Below are 17124 nucleotides of genomic sequence, written 5' to 3'. Positions count from 1 at the left end.
AAAGGATGCGAAAGGCATCCTAATATGATTCAAACTTAATGGTAACTCTTTTATCCTCTTTCCTTGATGCCACAGACATCATCTGACGAATAGAAGAAGCCATCATGCCACGACGTCCGATCAGGCGGGCAACATCATCGCTGTTGGCATATACGTACAACAGAATTTCATTATCCTCCAGTGTCGGCATCATTTTGACAGATACATTGGTCTTATCCTCAACCATCGGTGTTACAAGATCCAACAATACTTTTTCGTAATCGATCATACTCTTTTACTTAGCGTTTTTTTCTTCGTGCAGACGTTTCATAATTCCTTCTTTAGAAAGAATGTTACGAACAGTATCAGAAGGCTGTGCTCCTTCTTTCAGCCACTTTGTAGCCAGTTCTTCGTTCAGCACTACGCTTGCAGGATTTGTTGTTGGATTATAAGTACCGATGATTTCGATAAAACGTCCATCTCTAGGTGCGCGGGAATCCGCAGCGACAATTCTGTAGAAAGGTTTTCTCTTGGAACCCATTCTCTTTAATCTTAATTTTACAGCCATATAATTTCCTCCTATTGGTTATTTTCTTAGCATTACCTTGATAAGTATACCATAGATTATCCGTCTGTCAAGGTTTTTTACTTGACACCCTTGTTTTTTTTTGTGACTATGTTATATTCTTTGAATTTTCTCTGTCAAGATAATTGATAAAAGCGTAGAAATTAGCAGCAGGGACATTCTCTCAACGTTATCAGCAGTCTCTGATGATCCTTTTCTGATTGCTGAATATTTAATGAACGGCATCTGCATACAGACACTGCTGCCATGCAGTGGCAGCTTTAAAGACACTAAGGATGCATCACTTCTCCTGTAAACAGACAACAAGCAGCATGTGCATCAGTTGTCTAATCATCAATTTATTACTCCGCACCCTTTTTGTGCTTTTTTCGAAGGACAACTGCCATAAGAAGTACGGCAAGCGCAACCGCTGACAGCCATAAGGCTTCATTTTGCATATCGGCGGTGCTGACAGCAGCAACTTTCTTTTTTACCGGTTTCTCTGTTTTTTCATGTGTAGAGGATGGTTGCTTCGCGTCTGTAACCGGATGCTCTGGTTGAGTGTTCGGCTGCTTGGGTTCCTCGGGCTGCTCATGTGGCTGCTTCGGCTTTTCTATTGGTTCATTGCCCGCATCCACCTTCTTTTCTGCAACCAGTGCATATAATGAAAACTGATCGGTGGAAAAGGTCATAGTTCCATCCGCATTGGTATGCAATGGGATTTTGGTGATGTTACCGTTATGCAGCCGCACCATATAATAGCTTGTATCCTGTTGTGCTGTTCCCTTAGACAATACAACAGCATAGGAAATCGGCTGTTTCAGCTGCTTAATTTCTCCCAATAAGGCTCCATCATCGCTCACAAGGTGGAAGCTGAAGTCAAAATATTGCAGGGCGGAATGCTGAGCGTCCGTTATATTTGAAAGATACTCCTGTATTATACGCAGATCCGCTGCATCAATTTCCTCTTCTCCAAGCACCTCTGCATTTGCTGTCAGCTGGATAGCTTTTCCTTCATTCATTGCCTGTAAAACGGCAGTTCTAGTTGTTTCATCAAGGACATCCGAAGCAATTTCTCTTCCTTCCGCTATTTCAGAAAGGATATTATCAACTGTACTTTCAATGATATCCTGTGATTTTTCATCCATAATACCTGCTTGACTTGTGCTGGACGGCCTTGATGGATCTAGCGGCTCAATATTCGCTTCCTTGACTTCATAGACAGACACATCACAGGTCGCAGTCACATGATCGATGGTGGCAGTAATGGTACTGGTTCCATTTGCAACTGCTGAAATACTGCCATCCGCATGCACAACAGCAACATCTTCATTCGAGGATGTCCATATGATTTTCTGTGAATCCGCATCTGCAGGAAGTATCTCCGCTTGCAGCGTATGCGTATCCCCCTTTTTCATCAGCAAGTTTTTCTGCATATTGATTTTCTGTACCGGATTCGGCTTTTCAACGGTTACTGTTATGGTTTTCTGTGCATACAGCTTCGTACCGAATCCATACATGGTCACTGTGACCTCTGCATTTCCTTTTTTATCCTTACTGCTCAAGCAGCCGTTGCTGTCAACCTCTACAATACTCTCATCACTGGAGGTCCATTCAATCTTATTATAGTAAATAGATTCCCCTTCCGGCAGCACACTGATTTGCAGCTGCTTCAGCGAGCCGGGCTCCATTACAACGTTATCCACATCAATATCAATGACCTTACCCTCCGCTTCCTGTGTATAAATCACACCTGATTTGGGGTCCGTGATTTTTCCGCTAATCTTTGCCGTCCCACTCTTCTTCGCTACATAATAAGCTGCATCCTGACGTTGTTCGACAGCAATAATACGTTCATCAGCGCTGCTCCACTGTACGGCAGGCTTATCAAAATCCTGGTCCAGCATCACTATGGTTGCGCTCAGCATTTTCTCTTTGTCCGTTCCGCTGTTGTAAAGCGTGGAAATAGAAAACCGAAAGTCTCCAATGCTTTGCTGTGTTACATTCATATGCTCATCACAAACAGATTTTACAGTGACATTTGCATACGTACCTCCAGAAATCACCTTGTATGGATACACCTCGTTCCAGTAATTCGCCGAAAGATCAATCGCGCCTTTTTTTAAATTACAGCGTGTCGCAAAGCCTGCAGAGCCTGGCAATTCTTTTTCTCTTGCAATATAATTGTGATTCACTTGTACCGGTACTGTCTCCGGGGTACTTCCCTTGGGAAGGTAAATCCCATCTCCCTGGCTTCCCTGTGCACCTGTCCCGGCGATTCCATCCTTATTCCAATTTAAAATATGATTTTCTGTTATTGAAAGCAGTTCTTTCACTGTCATGCTTCCCAGCTGAATTGCAGTGTGATTGACATTTCCTATATAATTTCCGGATATATACATCGCACGAACTGGAAGCGTTGAATATACACCGTTTGCCGCATAGCCTTCTTCCCCGATATTATCTATATAGTTGTTTTTTAATTCCACAGTATCGATATACTCATCAGAACCACAATTGATATGTATCGCAGAAATGCTCTTATCTGTGATATTTGTTATCACATTATTCACAATTCTTATTGACCCGCTCGATTTGATTGGAGTACCCCATCCAACGATATTGATTCCCTTGCCATGCAGTGTCAATCCATTGATTTCCAAGGAGTCATCCTCTAAAAGACCGTTTACCTCTATACCACCGGTCAGGATGGTTTCCTCGCTGCTTCTGACACCACCGTTGCTATAGGCACTGACATCAGCACTTGCCCCTTTCAGTATAATCGTCCGAGAAGAAGTATTTGATATTTTCAGCGGCTCGCTATAAGTCCCTGCAGGAATTTGTATTATAGCGTCTTCTCCGGCAGCAACAGCATCTATCGCAGCTTGAATAGTATCATAGTTTTCTTTAGAAGCTAGTTTTAACAATACGATTTTCTTATCAGCCGCATGAATATATCCCAAATCCTGAACCGAAAGAAACAGAAAGGCTGACAGCATTACTGTCATTGCCAGCTTTACAGCATGAACACATCTTTTCATTACAGTACCTCCCTTTTATTTCACAAGGTATACAATTGAAGACATCCATAAAACCATAGAATAATAGCTGTAATTTGATGTCTGTACAGCTGTTTTATTAAAAAAAGTACAGATATTGGAATGTCTCATACAGTATACATTATTAAATATTAAATTTATATACTACCCTGCTTTTAACGATTTTGCAATCGTTTACATCAATTTCTGTTTGAAACCTTATGTCCGGCTAGTCTTTATCGTGGTGTTCTCAAAGAAACGCCGTACCAGATACGCGGTTTCTTTCCTGTATGATGTAAAAAGCTTCAGCTCTGGCAAGTGCCACACAGGATAGAAAAAGCATAATCTTTTCTATTCAGACCTAAGAGAAAAAAACAACAGGTGATTTTTACTTGATAATAAAGAAAACAGAGGAATCCACTTAACAGAAGATTGGATTCCCCTTTTTTTATGAACATTTCAGTCCGCAAGAAATCAGATTTTCTCCCTGACATTCCTTAACGAATCACCCTACAAACAGTTATCCCAGTCCCTCGCTGTAGGCGTCTCTTCTAAATCCTTCTGTATAAAATGATGAACTGCCTGTTCCCTGTCCTTTCAGATTTCCATTGACTTAGCTACTGCTTTTCCAACAGAAACATACACATCCTACAATCGAGCATAAAGCCGCATTGTATCAGATTTTTTCGAATAGCGATATTATGAACATCAATATCCCCTATCAGCTTATGAATATCGTGATGCCAGGCCATGTCCATTGCCTTTTGCAGCAGCACGCTGCCAAGCCGCTTTCCCTGATAATCGGCATGTACCCCAATACATCCGATTCCTCCAACATCATCCAGCAGACGATTTACACTGATAAAGCCTGCAGGTTGCCCTTCAACAAGCAGAATCTGAAATAAAATGTCGCTTTCTTCATCATCCAGCAGCTCCTCCATCTGCTTTTGGACTGCCGGATACAGCCCCATACTGGTATGTTCTCTTTGCAAAAGCAAATCCGGTGTAGTTCTGCTTGCGCTCACCATCAGCTCCAGCAGATTTTCCTTCGTCATCTGCTTTGCCGATACGAACTCATAGGAATGCAAATCCCGTTCAGCAGTCATCACTGTGTAGCTTTCCCTTTTGATTTCTATAGGAAACCAGCGCTTCAGCGCCCGATATACGAGTGTATAATTGATTTTGTCCGAATACAGGTCGATGCGCCATTCTCTGCTTCGATCCAGATGGCCAATAACATCCCTTACAAACTGATCAGCCTCCGTCTGCTCGATCGCCTCCAGTGTCAGATTGCCAATGTAGGAATGCTCATCATAAATAACTGCTCTGGCAACCACCTGCTCCTTACGAATCATCACATAGCATTGCTGCAGAGACAGCTCCTGTCTGCTTAACCCCCGTTTCAGGGAACGATTCTGTTCCTTGCTGCTTGCCGGCATCGCTGTCATAGATGCTGCGTACTGCTCTTTACAAATTTCTGTTTTCATTCTTTTGTCCTTTCCTTTCATAAATTTGCTGCATAGGAAAGAAAAAAGCATCCCAAGGGATGCCCAGAACATGCGCTAGCTATCAACACGGCAGTCTGTATCTTTCCTCAGTTTATACGTTTTGAATGTATTCATACAAACCACCTGCCTTTCTTATTATATACGGTACCTTTAAGGTATAACAGTACTATAGCATACTATCCTATACTTTTCCAGATTATTTGTGAAATTCGATCAAATATGTCTGATTGAGCAAAAGCGTGTGATCATCCAGCGGATACGCAAAGAGGACAGCTGTCTCACCATTCAATATCTTTGCATCCAAATGAACCCATCGCTGCTGCGATACAATATAGATATCCAATGCACTGCTCAGCGTACTCTCACTGATATAAAACCCATCATACGGATACAAAATACAGTCTTCTGCCCGCATGTTCTTCGGTAATGGAATCGAATGCTTTTCCTGTGTACGGATATTTAGCAGCTCTATGGAAGAGTCTCTTGCACGATACAAATAATCACTGACAAAGGGAACAGCGCACTGGTAGTCACTGTACTCTGTCCAGGTATTCTTACGGTAATTATACACAATCGGGTAATTCGCTTCGGTCGTAGCATCCACTGCATAGCTTTTTGTTGTAATGATGTGCGTATCGCCAGCCATACGCAGCTCATTTCCCAGCAGATAGCCAGGCAGCCGTTTTGTATCCAGCCTACGACGGGTATTTTCCACCCTGTCCAGTAGCACCCATTGTGCTTCTGTTTTCTCCTTCGCCCATCCCTGTGCCAATGCATACGTGCGATATAGCAGAAACCGCCCGGAGGCACTGCTTTGTACGGTGTTGGCATAGATATGCATTCCAGATTCCGCTTCTGCATGGTAGGATAAATCTCCAATGGATTGCACGTCTGCTGTTTCCGGATTTACCAGATAGGCATTTTGAAAGGTATCCTGCACATATTCGATCACCAGCATTCCGTCCGCCAGTACACGGAATGACGAATCCGGTATTCCAGTGCCCTCCTCCCCTTTTAGATACAGAGGGAGGCACTCGTTTTTCAGATGAACATATTGTAATTGTACGGTCACGGTGCTGTTTTCCACTGGCAGCTGCAGCTCTAAGCTTTTCTTTGGAACAGCGTCTTCTACGATTCGTCCTTTTTCATATACGGTCAACGTATCTTCCCCCGCAATTTTTTCTTCCGGCAGTTTTACATAATAGCGGCAGTCGGCATCCAGATAGGTGATTCCATTGAGGGCTTGTACAGAAACAGGGTCTTCCTTTACCTGCACCTTCTCCTGTCCATTGCTAAACAGTGATAAAAGCCAATCGCGTACCGTATCACTGCACGCATATGCAGTACCTAAGGAAAGCAATGCCAGCAGAAATAAAACAGCAATTCGCCATATATAGACGCTTTTTTTCTTTCGGAGGACTCCGCCTGATCCATCACCTGTTCTTTCCAGCTTTGCGGGCAGTGTATATCATCAAAGCCCCTGAATTTTTTCTCACGCATCCTCTTCACCTCCCAAAAGACTGCGCAGCTCCTGTTTCCCGCGCCGCATCCAGGACTTCACAGTATTCTCGCGTGCGTTCATGAGTCTACTGATTTCCCGTATGGAATAGCCCTCATAATAATATAAATACAAAGCATTGCGATGGTTGGGTACCAGCTCCATCAGCTCATACAGCTCATTGCGTTCCTGTACATCCTCCACCTGAGCAAAGGCTTCACATGCTGAGGATCGTGAAATTCCATCGTCTGTGTATATAGCTTCAAAAAGACATTTTGAAAGATATCCTTTGCATCCTGCTCATTTCCCATCCGCAAATATGCAAGACGGGTCACAGTATCCGCAAAGGCTTCCATAACTTCTTCAAATGTCATATCCGCATAAGTTCTCATGCCGCACTTCCCTCCTAACAAGGAATTTTATCCCCTCTATTATAAACACGATTATATGAGCAAAAAAGTTGCAGTGAAAAACAATTAGCACCTGTAGGACATAATCAGCCTACCGCTTGTATGCAGTCATGCTTATGTAAAGACCTATACAGCTGCTTCAGCTTTTCACAAATAGCTAAAACAGGCTATTTGCAGGCTGCTGCAAAGGGAAAGCATGCACTCCACACCAAGGATAAGTTATAGCTGCAAGGAGGAGAATCATGCATTATGTTCACTTTCTTTGTTGTAACCGTGATCAAAAAACTAGACCAAGGCTTTGATTCTGGAAATCATCCTAATCATGTGAAACAAAAAGGATCAATATAAGCTTGACCCTTTTCATCATATATATCGATCGACTCCTAAGCTGAAAAAAAGCGCGAAAGCCTCTCATCAGGTTTTGCAGTCTGATTATTCATCACTCTACTGAATAAGCCATGGATTTTCCTCGCCGTGCATAAACAGATAGCAGCTCTTCATCGAATGTGTCACCATATCCCGATAGGAATCATCGGTTAAGAAAGCGAGATGCGGTGTTAGCAGTACATTGGGAAAGGAGTTTAATACAGCCATATCATGCTGCTTCAGTATCTTCCCTTTCCTTCGATTGTAATAGATACCGGTTTCTCCCTCGACGACATCCAGCGCAGCTGCACCGACCTTTCCTGATTCTATCGCAGCAATCAACGCCGTATTATCGATCAGAGGACCGCGTGCTGTATTCACGATGATTACACCAGGCTTCATCCGGGCAAAAGCCGCTTCATTGAGCAAATGGTAGGTGGCATCGTTTAACGGTACATGCAGCGTGATAATGTCGCTGTTTTGATACAGGGTATTCAAATCCACATAGGTCACATATTGCTCCATTTCCTTTCGCGGATGTGGATTATAGGCAAGTATTCGGCACCCAAAGCCGGCAATATGACGAATGAGTGTCTGTCCGATGGCTCCCGTCCCAATCACTCCGAGTGTTTTTCCCTTCAGATTGCTGCCCAATACCGCATCAAAGGAATAATCCTGACTGACCGCACTCTGCAAAATCAGCTTCATTTTGCGCAGCGCCATCAGAATCAGCATAATCGTATAGTCCGCCACACTCTCACTCGCATAGGTTGCATTTCCAATATGAATACCGATTTTTCTGGCATAAGCAAGGTCAATGTGATCATAGCCGACAGTACGTGTTGACAGAAAGCGGACACCTACCTCCTGCAATTTCTGCAGCAATGCAGCATCGATCGGTGTTGATAGCACACTGATGCATTCATAGCCCTGACAAAGTTGTGCATTTTCCAGTGTCGGTCGCTGTGCACAGGTATCGATTTCCAGCTGCATCGCTTTTGCACAGGCACTGAAATAAGCAGCTTCCTCTTTTCGATAGCCATATACAAATACCTTCATAAACACCCTCCTCACAAAATACGTATTGCATTCATCAAATCTTGGTTAATATCACTGATTGTAATCTCCTTTTGAAATCAGAATCGTAAGCACCCTTTGGGACCAACAGTTAACTACGCCTTCCTTTTAATAAAAACAAGGCAGTGTATGCCTTGTTATCGTTTTCCTCGTTTTCCGCCCTGACGCATCATCTTATTCATGCTGCGCATGTTTTTCATTGCCCCCATGGCTCCCATACCGCCCATGTTCGGCATTTTACCGGACTTGGTCATAGCACCCATCTGCTTCATGACCTGCTTCATTTTCTCATATTCATTCAACAGTCGGTTTACATCCGCTACCGTTGTACCACTACCTTTGGCAATACGATTCTTTCTGGATGCACGAAGGATATTGGGATTCTCCCGCTCCTCCATCGTCATACTCTGAATGATTGCGGTGCTTTTCTTCATTTTGTTGCCGGCTTTGGCTTCGTCGATCTGCCCTGCCAGCTGGTTCATCCCCGGAATCAGCTTCATCATACCGCCCAGAGACCCCATTTTTTCAAGCTGCTGGAACTGCACAAGCATGTCTGTCAGAGTAAACTGTCCGCTCATCATGCGATTCGCAGATTTCGTGCTCGCTTCGATATCCATTTTATCCTGTGCCTGCTCGACCAGAGACATGATATCTCCCATGCCCAGAATACGATCGGCCATACGATCCGGATGGAACACATCCAAGTCGTCAATTTTTTCACCCAGACCGACAAACTTTACCGGAACCTGTGTGATGGAGCGCACAGACAGAATACCACCGCCTCTGGAATCACCATCCAGCTTCGTCAATACGAGACCGGTAACCTCCAGCTGTTCATGGAAGCTGCCTGCAACATTCACAATATCCTGTCCGGTCATTGCATCGACGGTCAGCAAAATATCATCCGGATGTACAAAAGCCTTGATATCGGACAGCTCCTGCATCAGCTCTTCATCAATATGCAGACGCCCGGCAGTATCAAAGAGCACGGTATCATAGCCGTTTTCCTTGGCATAATCCATTGCCTGCTTCGCTGTTTCCAGCGCCTTGGTCTCCACACCAAGTGAAAAGACCTCAACGCCAATGCTTTCCCCCAGTGTTTTCAGCTGTTCAATCGCTGCAGGACGAATAACATCACAGGCTACCAGCAACGGCTTGCGGCTCTGCTTTTTCTTCATTACGTTGGCGATCTTTGCGGATGCCGTTGTTTTACCGGTACCCTGCAGACCCACCATCATGACAGTTGTTATTCCACTGCTTTTATAATTTACCGGAGCATCCTCGCTTCCCAGCAGCGCTACGATTTCGTCATGAACGATTTTTACAACCATCTGCCCCGGATTCAGAGAGGTCATGACCTCCGTTCCCAGTGCCTGTTCCTTTACGCGGGCAATGAAATCCTTAACGACGCCGTAATTAACATCGGCCTCCAGCAACGACATACGCACCTCGCGCAGCATGTCGTTCATATTTTTTTCGCTCAGCTTTCCCTTTCCGGTTATATTTTTAAACGCCTTTCCCAGACGTTCACTTAGTGATTCAAATGCCATACCTGTTTACCGCCTTTCTCCTAATACCTGTATCACATTATAGCATAGCCTGCTCTTGTTTGTTAAGCATGTTTTCATCTTTGCGATAGATTTCGATTTGAAACTGAATTTTCGTTTTCAGCTCATCCAGCTCCTGCAAGCGCATAGCCGCATCCTTTGGTGTTTTCCAGTAATAGGGCGTCATATGAAACAGTGCCTGAATATCAGCTGCATCCCGAATACAGATAGCAGCTTCCACCGTCTGCGTTTTTTCCAGAATGAAGCCCTCCTGCTGCAGCGTTTCCGACGGATTTTCATAGGGCACATCATACAGGATTTCCTTGAGCCCCATCAGATGCTGCGGACCGGGACCGACCTTGATGAAGATACCACCCGGCTGTAAGACACGCAGAAATTCCTCTGCCTGAAACGGCGCAAACACAGAAAGCACCATATCGGAACAGGCATCACACAGGGGCATATGGAAAACACTCGCCACCGCATATACCGCACCGCTTCTGGCCTTGCACGCTTCATCGACTGCATACTTGGATAAGTCAAAGCCAAGCAGTGTATCCGTTTCCTGTTTCACTCTGTTCGTATAATACCCCTCTCCACAGCCTGCATCTATGACGACTGACGGATGATAGCCCCGTACCAGTTCAACCAGTGCAGCCTGCAGCGGTGCATAATATCCATGGGATAAAAATCGTGTGCGTGCCTTTACCATTTCCCGATCATCCCCGCTGAGTGCTTTATGATGCAGCGCCAGATTGACATATCCACGCTTTGCAATGTCATAGGAATGGTTATTCTGACAGCGCCAAACGCGTTCCTCCCTGACCAGTTTATTTCCGCATTTCGGACATAACAGCATATACCTACCTCATTTCCTATCTAAGTATACCACAGGCAAAATAGGAAAAGTTTGCTTAATTACGGAAATTTAAGGAAAATTGTAGTAAAATAAATACAAAGAGGTGATTTTAATGGAATTTAATGAAGTTGCAGTCACAAGAAAAAGCATCCGTAAATATGCCGCAAGACCGGTGGCAAAGGAGGATATCGAAGCAATGCTTCGCTGTGCCATGGAGGCACCGAGCTGGAAGAATTCCCAGACAGCACGGTATCATGTCATTACATCTTCGACCATGCTGCAGGCTATGAAGCAGGAAGGTCTGGCTCCCTTTAATGCAGAGAACACAAAGGATGCTCCGGTACTCATTGTCACAAGCTTTGTAAAGGATGTGGCCGGCTTTGATAAGGACGGTACCCCGAGCAATGAGCTCGGAAATCTGTGGGGTGCCTATGATCTGGGCCTGCATAATGAAAATCTTTTATTAAAGGCAAGGGATCTTGGGCTTGATACCCTTGTGATGGGCATCCGTGATGCAAAAGCCATACAAAGACTTCTCAACATCCCAGAGACGGAAATTATTGTCAGCGTCATCAGTGTCGGCTACAAGGCCATGGACCCTGAGAAGCCAAAGCGTAAGAAGCTGGACGATATCGTAACGTATTACGAAACATAAAAAAAACCACTCCTGTTTTCCAATCGGAAGAGGAGCGGTTTTTTTGTGCCAGCCTTAACGATTCTGATTCTGGTTGTTGTTGCGCTGGTTCTGGTTGTTTCTCTGGGAGTTGCTCTGGTTGTTGTTATTGAAGTTGTTTTTGAAATCCTGAGAAGAATGCTCTTTGTCGTATTCATTCTGATGATTTCTCTTTTCAGCTTCAACGTCAGCACCTAATTCAATACCCATTTCGTACTGATATAAGTCCTGCTCAACCTGTTTTTCGTTGTACTGTTTTCTTCTTTCCATTTTTCTCACCTCACATTGTTAGTATGGGTGAGTGTTTTCAATTTATACTAAAAAATATCCTCATCAAGCTTCGCTTTCGGGTATACATCCACATGCTCTGTCTTCTCGATGCATTCCTGCAGCAAAGACTCATAATCAAAGCGCGCCTCCAGCCGTTCTGAGCGCTGAATCGTCGGTTTGGTTACCGGGTTTTTCGGCGTAAATATCGTACAGCAGTCCTCAAAGGGCTGTATGGAGATATCATAGGTGTCAATGGCACGGGAAACATTGATGATTTCCACCTTGTCCATGCAGGCAACCGGACGAATAACCGGTGTTGTCGTTACACAGTTAATGGTCTGCATACTTTCCAGCGTCTGACTCGCTACCTGTCCGATGCTTTCCCCATTGACAATGGCAAGACAGTGCTGCTGCTCGCAAAGCCGCTGTGCAATGCGATACATCATACGGCGCATTATCGTAATGGCATAGCTTTCATCACAGTTTTTATAGATGGCAAGCTGTAAGTCTGTGAAAGGCACCACATGGACACGAATATGTCCCTGATACGGGGCAAGCTGACGGGCAAGCTCAAGTACCTTGTCCTGTGCTGCCTGACTGGTGTATGGCGGTGATGCATAATGAACGCATTCGATCGCAACGCCGCGCTTCATGGTCAGATAGGATGCGACCGGGGAATCAATTCCACCGGACAGCATGACCAGCGCCTTCCCGCCGACACCGACCGGATAACCGCCTGCCCCGGCAATTCTGCCGGTCATAATATAGGTATCCTCCTGATGCACCTCGATCTGGATGCGTAACTGCGGCTCCCGCACATTTACCTTCAGTTCAGTGTTCCGCAGAATTTCTCCGGCAACAGCACGATTGATTTCATCGGAAATCATCGGAAACAGCTTGTGACTTCTGCGTGCTTCGATTTTAAAGGTCCGTGCATCGCTTTCCTTCGCCACCTGCAGTGCCGTTTGCTTCATCGCCTCAATATCGGAATCCACGCGGATTGCGAAGGAAAAGGAGGAAATACCGAATACCTTCTGCAGATGCTCGCTGACAGCGTGCGGATCTTCTCCGTTCAGCATGATGTACAGTCTGTCATGGGTACGCTCATAGCTCAGTCTGTCATAATCCCGAAGCGCATTTTTCACATTTGTTAATAAGCGCTTGATGAAATCCTTTTTATTCTTTCCCTTCGTGGACAGCTCTCCGAAGCGGACAAGAATATGGTTATATACAATGTTATTTTGTTCGATAGTCATGATTGATCTCCTTTAAAGCCTGTAAAAAGGCATCGACTTCCTCTCTGGTAGTCAGATGCGACAGGGATATGCGTATTGCATGGGTTGCACGCTGCTCCCCCAACCCCATAGCAAGCAGAACTGCGGAAACCGCTTTACTGTGTGATGAACACGTGCTTTGGGCAGAAACAGCAAAGCCTTTGGCATTCAGTGCATTGAGCATAATTTCACTGCCAATGCGCAGATTGGATATATTGAGGATAAACGGGCTGCCTTCCTCCGGGGAATTGATCACGATATCCTCCATTGCGGACAGCGCTTTACGAAGGTAGCTGTTCAGCTTTTGCACATGGGCATAGGCATCCTCACGCTGTTCCATGGCAAGGCGCAGCGTTTTCGCAAACACAATATTTGTCGGTGCATTGCTGGTGCCGGCTCGTAGTCCGTTTTCCTGCTGACCGCCGCTGATAAGCGGGACCAGCTCTACATTTCTTTTCTTATATAGGATAGCGCTGCCCTTCAGTCCGTAGATTTTATGGGCGGAAAAGGTTGCCAGATCAACACAGGAAAGATCGACCTCCAGCTTTCCCAGCGCCTGTACACCATCCATGTGAAAGAGTGCCCTGGAATTGGCGTGCACGTACTGGGCACATTCACGAATCGCATTCACTGCCCCGGTTTCATTATTCACCATCATCATGGATACCAGAACAGTATCCTTTCGTAATGCTTGCTTCAAATCTTCTACTTCCACGCAACCCTTCGCATTCACGGGAAGATAGGTCACCTCATATCCAAAAACCTCCTGCAGCTGTTCCATGGCATTATGAATGCTAGAATGCTCCACGCAGGTGGTAATCAGATGCTTGCCGCGATTGGCATATTTCCAGGCTGCCCCCTTGATTGCCGCATTGTTGGATTCGCTGGCACAGGAGGTAAACAGAATCTCATCCTTATAAACGTGCAAAAGCTGTGCAATCTGTGCACGGCTTTGTTCCATCAATTTACCGGTTTCCCTTCCCAGCTCATGCAGAGAATCACTGTTGCCGTAATGCTTCTCCAAAAGCCTGGTATAGGTTTTTAAAATTTCCGGGCAAATCGGCGTGGTGGAGGCATAATCCAGATAAATCATGCTACTCCCCCGCATTCAGGATACTTGGATCCTTCTTGTTGATCAGTTTTTCATAAGCTCCCGGATGCATTTTCTCAATGCACTGGATGCCGATTTTCAATGCCTTGGTATACTGCCCGTTTCGAAAGCACAGCTCTGCTCTTGTCAGCTCACTGTCGATATCCGGAAAGGAGGAGCGATACCGGTTTCCAAACACAATCGTATTTTCCACCATAATTGCCATTCCCACCAGATTATTCACACTGTTATATAATGTATAAATATAATCAATCGCACTGCGCAGCTCGGCGTTCAGGCGTTTGACATCCAGCGGAGAATTATCCAGAATCACCTGAATGTCCTTGATCATGATTTCCCCTTTATGCAGGTCATCCTCATATTTTTGTGAAACACTCGGCAGCCGGTGCTTGGACATTTTCACACGAATTTCATTCACAATCAGCTGCAGCTTGATCAGCTGTTTCTTTGCCCGCTCCTCATCACTGCAGGCATTGTCGAGCTTCTGCTTCATTTCACCAACCTCATTGGTGAAGGCAGCCGCACTCTGCTCCAGCTCCTTATATGCAATCAGTATTGTGGAGTATGGCACCTTGTTTTGTGCGATGACCGCTTCCAGCTTGCGCTGCATGTCGTTTAATACGGAAAGGCGCTCATGCACCTCCTGCAGCCGTTGGGTCCAGTTTTCAAAGCCAAACCGTTCATATACGCGGTTATACAGCTCCTCGATAGCTTCCACATCCATATTGATGCTGCGAATCGTATCAAAGAGGATGTCGACATTGTCGCTGACCTCATCGAAGGCAGCCTCTTCCCTGCTCAGCTGTTCGGCAAGCTGGGAAATGCGTTTTTCACAATCGTTGAGATCCTCATGAACGTCCTTCGGATTTCCATTGCGAAGCTTATTCAAATCATTTTTCAGCATATCGCTGATGATATCCAGATTCTTGCGAACCTCCAGATGCTCGGTATACACACCCTTGTTTTTCGCCTGTGCATACTGATAACCGACTTCATCGATTGCTCGCGGAAGAACACCTCTGGCACGTTCATACATGGAAGGCAGGACATCCACCAGCTCCTTTAAATGAGCGACAGATTCCCGTATTTCCTTCTGCTGATCAGCAGCCTTGTTGAATTCGGACGCAAACATCCATTCCTCAAAGGCTGAAAACATCTTTTCAATAGCTGCGATCTCCATTTCCAGATATTCATAGCTCTGGGAGAAGGAAGCACGGTTCTCATTGATATTGCGCTTGATGATACGAAAATCATCCTTCAGCTTATTGATATGTACACGCTGCTCGTTTTCCTGCTCCAAAATGCTGTCCAGTGCCTGATTGACATCCTTTGCGACACCCTCCAGCTCTGCCATCTGTTCCCGCAGCTTCTCCATGCGCCGCTTTGCAGCCTTGGCTTTATGAACATAGATCAGATCATCCGCCTCGGCCAGGGTAACGCTGCATTCCTTCAGCTGCTCCTGAATATTGTCAAAATCCGTACGGCAGCTTTCCACACGCTGACTCATTTCCTCATTGACCCGTGACAGTGCCACAGCCTTGTTCAATTTAAAAGCAAGTGGAATTCCCTTCAGCGAGTTGTAGCTCAGCTCCAGTTCATCCAATTGCTTTCTTGCCTGCTTCTGACGCAGGACCATCATGATGATCGTAAGTATGACGATGGCGACCAGCGCAATCACTATATAGATTAAAACATCAAGGGAAACAACATTTTTGACATTGTTGATAAAATTCTCCATACAGACACCTCTTCCATTCGAATTCACTAGGTATATTGTATCATAATTTATACGATTAAGAAATCAGAAATTATGCTTATTCTAGAAGAAATGATGCGTGTCTTATTTTTCTTTCACACAATGCCGCATCACACATTTATCACTCCTCATGGAAAGGATAGCATTTATAGATAAACAACGCATGTTTCTCTGTCCGTCGAGCTTTTAGAAATCAAAGCTTCAAGGTATTATCTTTAACAGGTTTGTATATGCAGGGATGACGAGCATTCCACAATATGCTAACGATAGGACTATCTGAAAAATTGAGTCATAAAAATAAATTCTGTTTGACATCCATTCCTCGTTCTGTTATAGTAAAGTGGCGTAAAATGGATAGCAGAATGCAAATGCTTTACATATAGCGTTCATGACGCAGATTTCTGCGGGGTATTGCGTAACTTACTGCTGAGCGAAGATACCGTGAGTATGAACACCATGTAAAAATGATTTGTACCTGTTATTGTTTTATAGCCATAAAACAATAAGGAGGATTTTCATGTCAAGAATCAATGGACCGGTTTGGAAAACATCCCGCCGTCTTGGTTTCTCTATTCTGGAAACCGGAGAAGAGCTTCAGAAACGTGCGTATGCACCAGGTCAGCACGGACCTACGAAACGTGTAAAATTAACAAACTACGGACAGCAGCTGCGTGAAAAGCAGAAAATCCGTTACATGTATGGATTGAACGAGCGTCAGTTCTACAACACTTTCATCAAAGCAAGCAAGATGAAGGGTGTAACTGGTGACAACTTCCTGGGTCTGCTGGAATCCCGTCTGGATAACCTGGTTTACCGTATGGGCTTTGCCCGCACTCGCCGTGCTGCTCGTCAGCTGGTTAACCACGGACACATTCTGGTTAACGGTAAGAAAGTTGATATCCCTAGCTTTATCGCAAAGCCAGGTATGGTTGTGGAAATCAAGGAGAAATCCAGAGATATGAAGGCAATCAACGAGGCACTGGAAGCAACACTGAATACCGTAGCATTCATCGATGTTGATAAAGATGCAAAGAAGGGTACCTACCTTCGTCTGCCAGAGCGCAGTGAGCTGAATTCCGAGTTCAACGAACTGCTGGTAGTAGAATTCTACAACAGATAATGTTAAAAAATCCGGATATCCGGATTTTTTTATAATATTACCATGACAGCCAATGCAGTGAAGAGGGAGCTGT

Annotated in this window: 16 protein-coding genes; 3 read left to right on the top strand and 13 right to left on the bottom strand. The window is 44.9% G+C overall.

All coding sequences use genetic code 11. The features are described from left to right. Positions 1-19: 19 nt before the first annotated feature. From ACG3M1_RS11695 to ACG3M1_RS11650, 10 genes are all read right to left on the bottom strand, one after another. On the bottom strand, positions 20-268 hold the full coding sequence (locus ACG3M1_RS11695) for a KH domain-containing protein (protein WP_002608914.1): 249 nt from the start codon (positions 266-268) through the stop codon (positions 20-22). Positions 269-274: 6 nt separating this feature from the next. Next, a complete protein-coding gene (rpsP, locus tag ACG3M1_RS11690; RefSeq protein ID WP_002608913.1) occupies positions 275-547 on the bottom strand; it encodes a 30S ribosomal protein S16 in 273 nt (90 codons plus the stop codon). A 359-nt stretch (positions 548-906) separates the two neighbouring features. Beyond that, complete coding sequence (locus tag ACG3M1_RS11685) at positions 907-3585, bottom strand: Ig-like domain-containing protein (RefSeq protein WP_021420808.1); 2679 nt, start codon at positions 3583-3585, stop codon at positions 907-909. Between the two features lie 614 nt (positions 3586-4199). Beyond that, positions 4200-5069 carry a GNAT family N-acetyltransferase gene (locus ACG3M1_RS11680; RefSeq protein ID WP_008817334.1) on the bottom strand — a complete coding sequence of 290 codons (870 nt, stop codon included), beginning with the start codon at positions 5067-5069 and terminating at the stop codon, positions 4200-4202. Positions 5070-5286: 217 nt separating this feature from the next. Then, entirely contained in the window at positions 5287-6366 is a 1080-nt protein-coding gene (locus ACG3M1_RS11675) for a hypothetical protein (RefSeq protein ID WP_224721017.1), read from the bottom strand. Positions 6367-6582: 216 nt separating this feature from the next. Continuing rightward, complete coding sequence (locus ACG3M1_RS11670; RefSeq protein ID WP_008817336.1) at positions 6583-6753, bottom strand: RNA polymerase sigma factor; 171 nt, start codon at positions 6751-6753, stop codon at positions 6583-6585. Next, complete coding sequence (locus tag ACG3M1_RS11665; protein WP_008817337.1) at positions 6753-6980, bottom strand: RNA polymerase sigma factor; 228 nt, start codon at positions 6978-6980, stop codon at positions 6753-6755. The genes ACG3M1_RS11670 and ACG3M1_RS11665 overlap by 1 nt, the downstream gene beginning before the upstream one ends. A 462-nt stretch (positions 6981-7442) precedes the next feature. Continuing rightward, the gene (locus tag ACG3M1_RS11660; RefSeq protein ID WP_008817338.1) at positions 7443-8423 is read right to left on the bottom strand and encodes a D-isomer specific 2-hydroxyacid dehydrogenase family protein; all 981 of its coding nucleotides are present in this window, start codon (positions 8421-8423) and stop codon (positions 7443-7445) included. 155 nt (positions 8424-8578) lie between these two features. After that, entirely contained in the window at positions 8579-9991 is a 1413-nt protein-coding gene (ffh, locus tag ACG3M1_RS11655; protein ID WP_008817339.1) for a signal recognition particle protein, read from the bottom strand. 37 nt (positions 9992-10028) lie between these two features. Continuing rightward, the gene (locus ACG3M1_RS11650; RefSeq protein WP_008817340.1) at positions 10029-10847 is read right to left on the bottom strand and encodes a putative RNA methyltransferase; all 819 of its coding nucleotides are present in this window, start codon (positions 10845-10847) and stop codon (positions 10029-10031) included. A gap of 112 nt (positions 10848-10959) precedes the next feature. On the opposite strand from ACG3M1_RS11650, the gene ACG3M1_RS11645 reads away from it, so the two are divergent. Together ACG3M1_RS11645 and ACG3M1_RS11640 are read left to right on the top strand one after the other, a co-directional pair. After that, positions 10960-11502: a nitroreductase family protein gene (locus tag ACG3M1_RS11645; protein ID WP_009269174.1), complete on the top strand. Its 543-nt coding sequence runs from the start codon at positions 10960-10962 to the stop codon at positions 11500-11502. 45 nt (positions 11503-11547) lie between these two features. Further along, on the top strand, positions 11548-11718 hold the full coding sequence (locus ACG3M1_RS11640; RefSeq protein ID WP_009589076.1) for a hypothetical protein: 171 nt from the start codon (positions 11548-11550) through the stop codon (positions 11716-11718). A gap of 119 nt (positions 11719-11837) precedes the next feature. Here ACG3M1_RS11640 and thiI read toward each other — a convergent pair whose 3' ends face one another. From thiI to ACG3M1_RS11625, 3 genes are read right to left on the bottom strand one after another with little or no spacing between them, the layout of a single operon-like run. After that, positions 11838-13046, bottom strand: a complete 1209-nt coding sequence (gene thiI, locus ACG3M1_RS11635; protein ID WP_002608903.1) for a tRNA uracil 4-sulfurtransferase ThiI — start codon at positions 13044-13046, stop codon at positions 11838-11840. Continuing rightward, positions 13027-14157, bottom strand: a complete 1131-nt coding sequence (locus ACG3M1_RS11630; RefSeq protein ID WP_009269175.1) for a cysteine desulfurase family protein — start codon at positions 14155-14157, stop codon at positions 13027-13029. The genes thiI and ACG3M1_RS11630 overlap by 20 nt, the downstream gene beginning before the upstream one ends. Position 14158: 1 nt before the next feature. Next, positions 14159-15913 carry a septation ring formation regulator EzrA gene (locus ACG3M1_RS11625; protein ID WP_008817344.1) on the bottom strand — a complete coding sequence of 585 codons (1755 nt, stop codon included), beginning with the start codon at positions 15911-15913 and terminating at the stop codon, positions 14159-14161. A gap of 535 nt (positions 15914-16448) precedes the next feature. Here ACG3M1_RS11625 and rpsD point away from each other — a divergent pair. Beyond that, positions 16449-17051, top strand: coding sequence for a 30S ribosomal protein S4 (gene rpsD / locus ACG3M1_RS11620; protein ID WP_002608900.1), 603 nt, complete (start codon positions 16449-16451; stop codon positions 17049-17051). Positions 17052-17124 lie beyond the last annotated feature (73 nt).

Source organism: Clostridium sp. 10cd*, assembly GCF_044336395.1.
Classification (GTDB): Bacteria; Bacillota_I; Bacilli_A; order Erysipelotrichales; family Erysipelotrichaceae; genus Clostridium_AQ; species Clostridium_AQ innocuum.
This window is presented reverse-complemented; position numbering and strand designations above follow the sequence as displayed.

Coding starts and splice junctions, on each gene's coding strand:
- ACG3M1_RS11695 (WP_002608914.1), bottom strand. CDS start 268: ATGATCGATTACGAAAAAGTATTGTTGGATCTTGTAACACCGATGGTT.
- rpsP (WP_002608913.1), bottom strand. CDS start 547: ATGGCTGTAAAATTAAGATTAAAGAGAATGGGTTCCAAGAGAAAACCT.
- ACG3M1_RS11685 (WP_021420808.1), bottom strand. CDS start 3,585: ATGAAAAGATGTGTTCATGCTGTAAAGCTGGCAATGACAGTAATGCTG.
- ACG3M1_RS11680 (WP_008817334.1), bottom strand. CDS start 5,069: ATGAAAACAGAAATTTGTAAAGAGCAGTACGCAGCATCTATGACAGCG.
- ACG3M1_RS11670 (WP_008817336.1), bottom strand. CDS start 6,753: ATGGAGCTGGTACCCAACCATCGCAATGCTTTGTATTTATATTATTAT.
- ACG3M1_RS11665 (WP_008817337.1), bottom strand. CDS start 6,980: ATGAGAACTTATGCGGATATGACATTTGAAGAAGTTATGGAAGCCTTT.
- ACG3M1_RS11660 (WP_008817338.1), bottom strand. CDS start 8,423: ATGAAGGTATTTGTATATGGCTATCGAAAAGAGGAAGCTGCTTATTTC.
- ffh (WP_008817339.1), bottom strand. CDS start 9,991: ATGGCATTTGAATCACTAAGTGAACGTCTGGGAAAGGCGTTTAAAAAT.
- ACG3M1_RS11650 (WP_008817340.1), bottom strand. CDS start 10,847: ATGCTGTTATGTCCGAAATGCGGAAATAAACTGGTCAGGGAGGAACGC.
- ACG3M1_RS11645 (WP_009269174.1), top strand. CDS start 10,960: ATGGAATTTAATGAAGTTGCAGTCACAAGAAAAAGCATCCGTAAATAT.
- thiI (WP_002608903.1), bottom strand. CDS start 13,046: ATGACTATCGAACAAAATAACATTGTATATAACCATATTCTTGTCCGC.
- ACG3M1_RS11630 (WP_009269175.1), bottom strand. CDS start 14,157: ATGATTTATCTGGATTATGCCTCCACCACGCCGATTTGCCCGGAAATT.
- ACG3M1_RS11625 (WP_008817344.1), bottom strand. CDS start 15,913: ATGGAGAATTTTATCAACAATGTCAAAAATGTTGTTTCCCTTGATGTT.
- rpsD (WP_002608900.1), top strand. CDS start 16,449: ATGTCAAGAATCAATGGACCGGTTTGGAAAACATCCCGCCGTCTTGGT.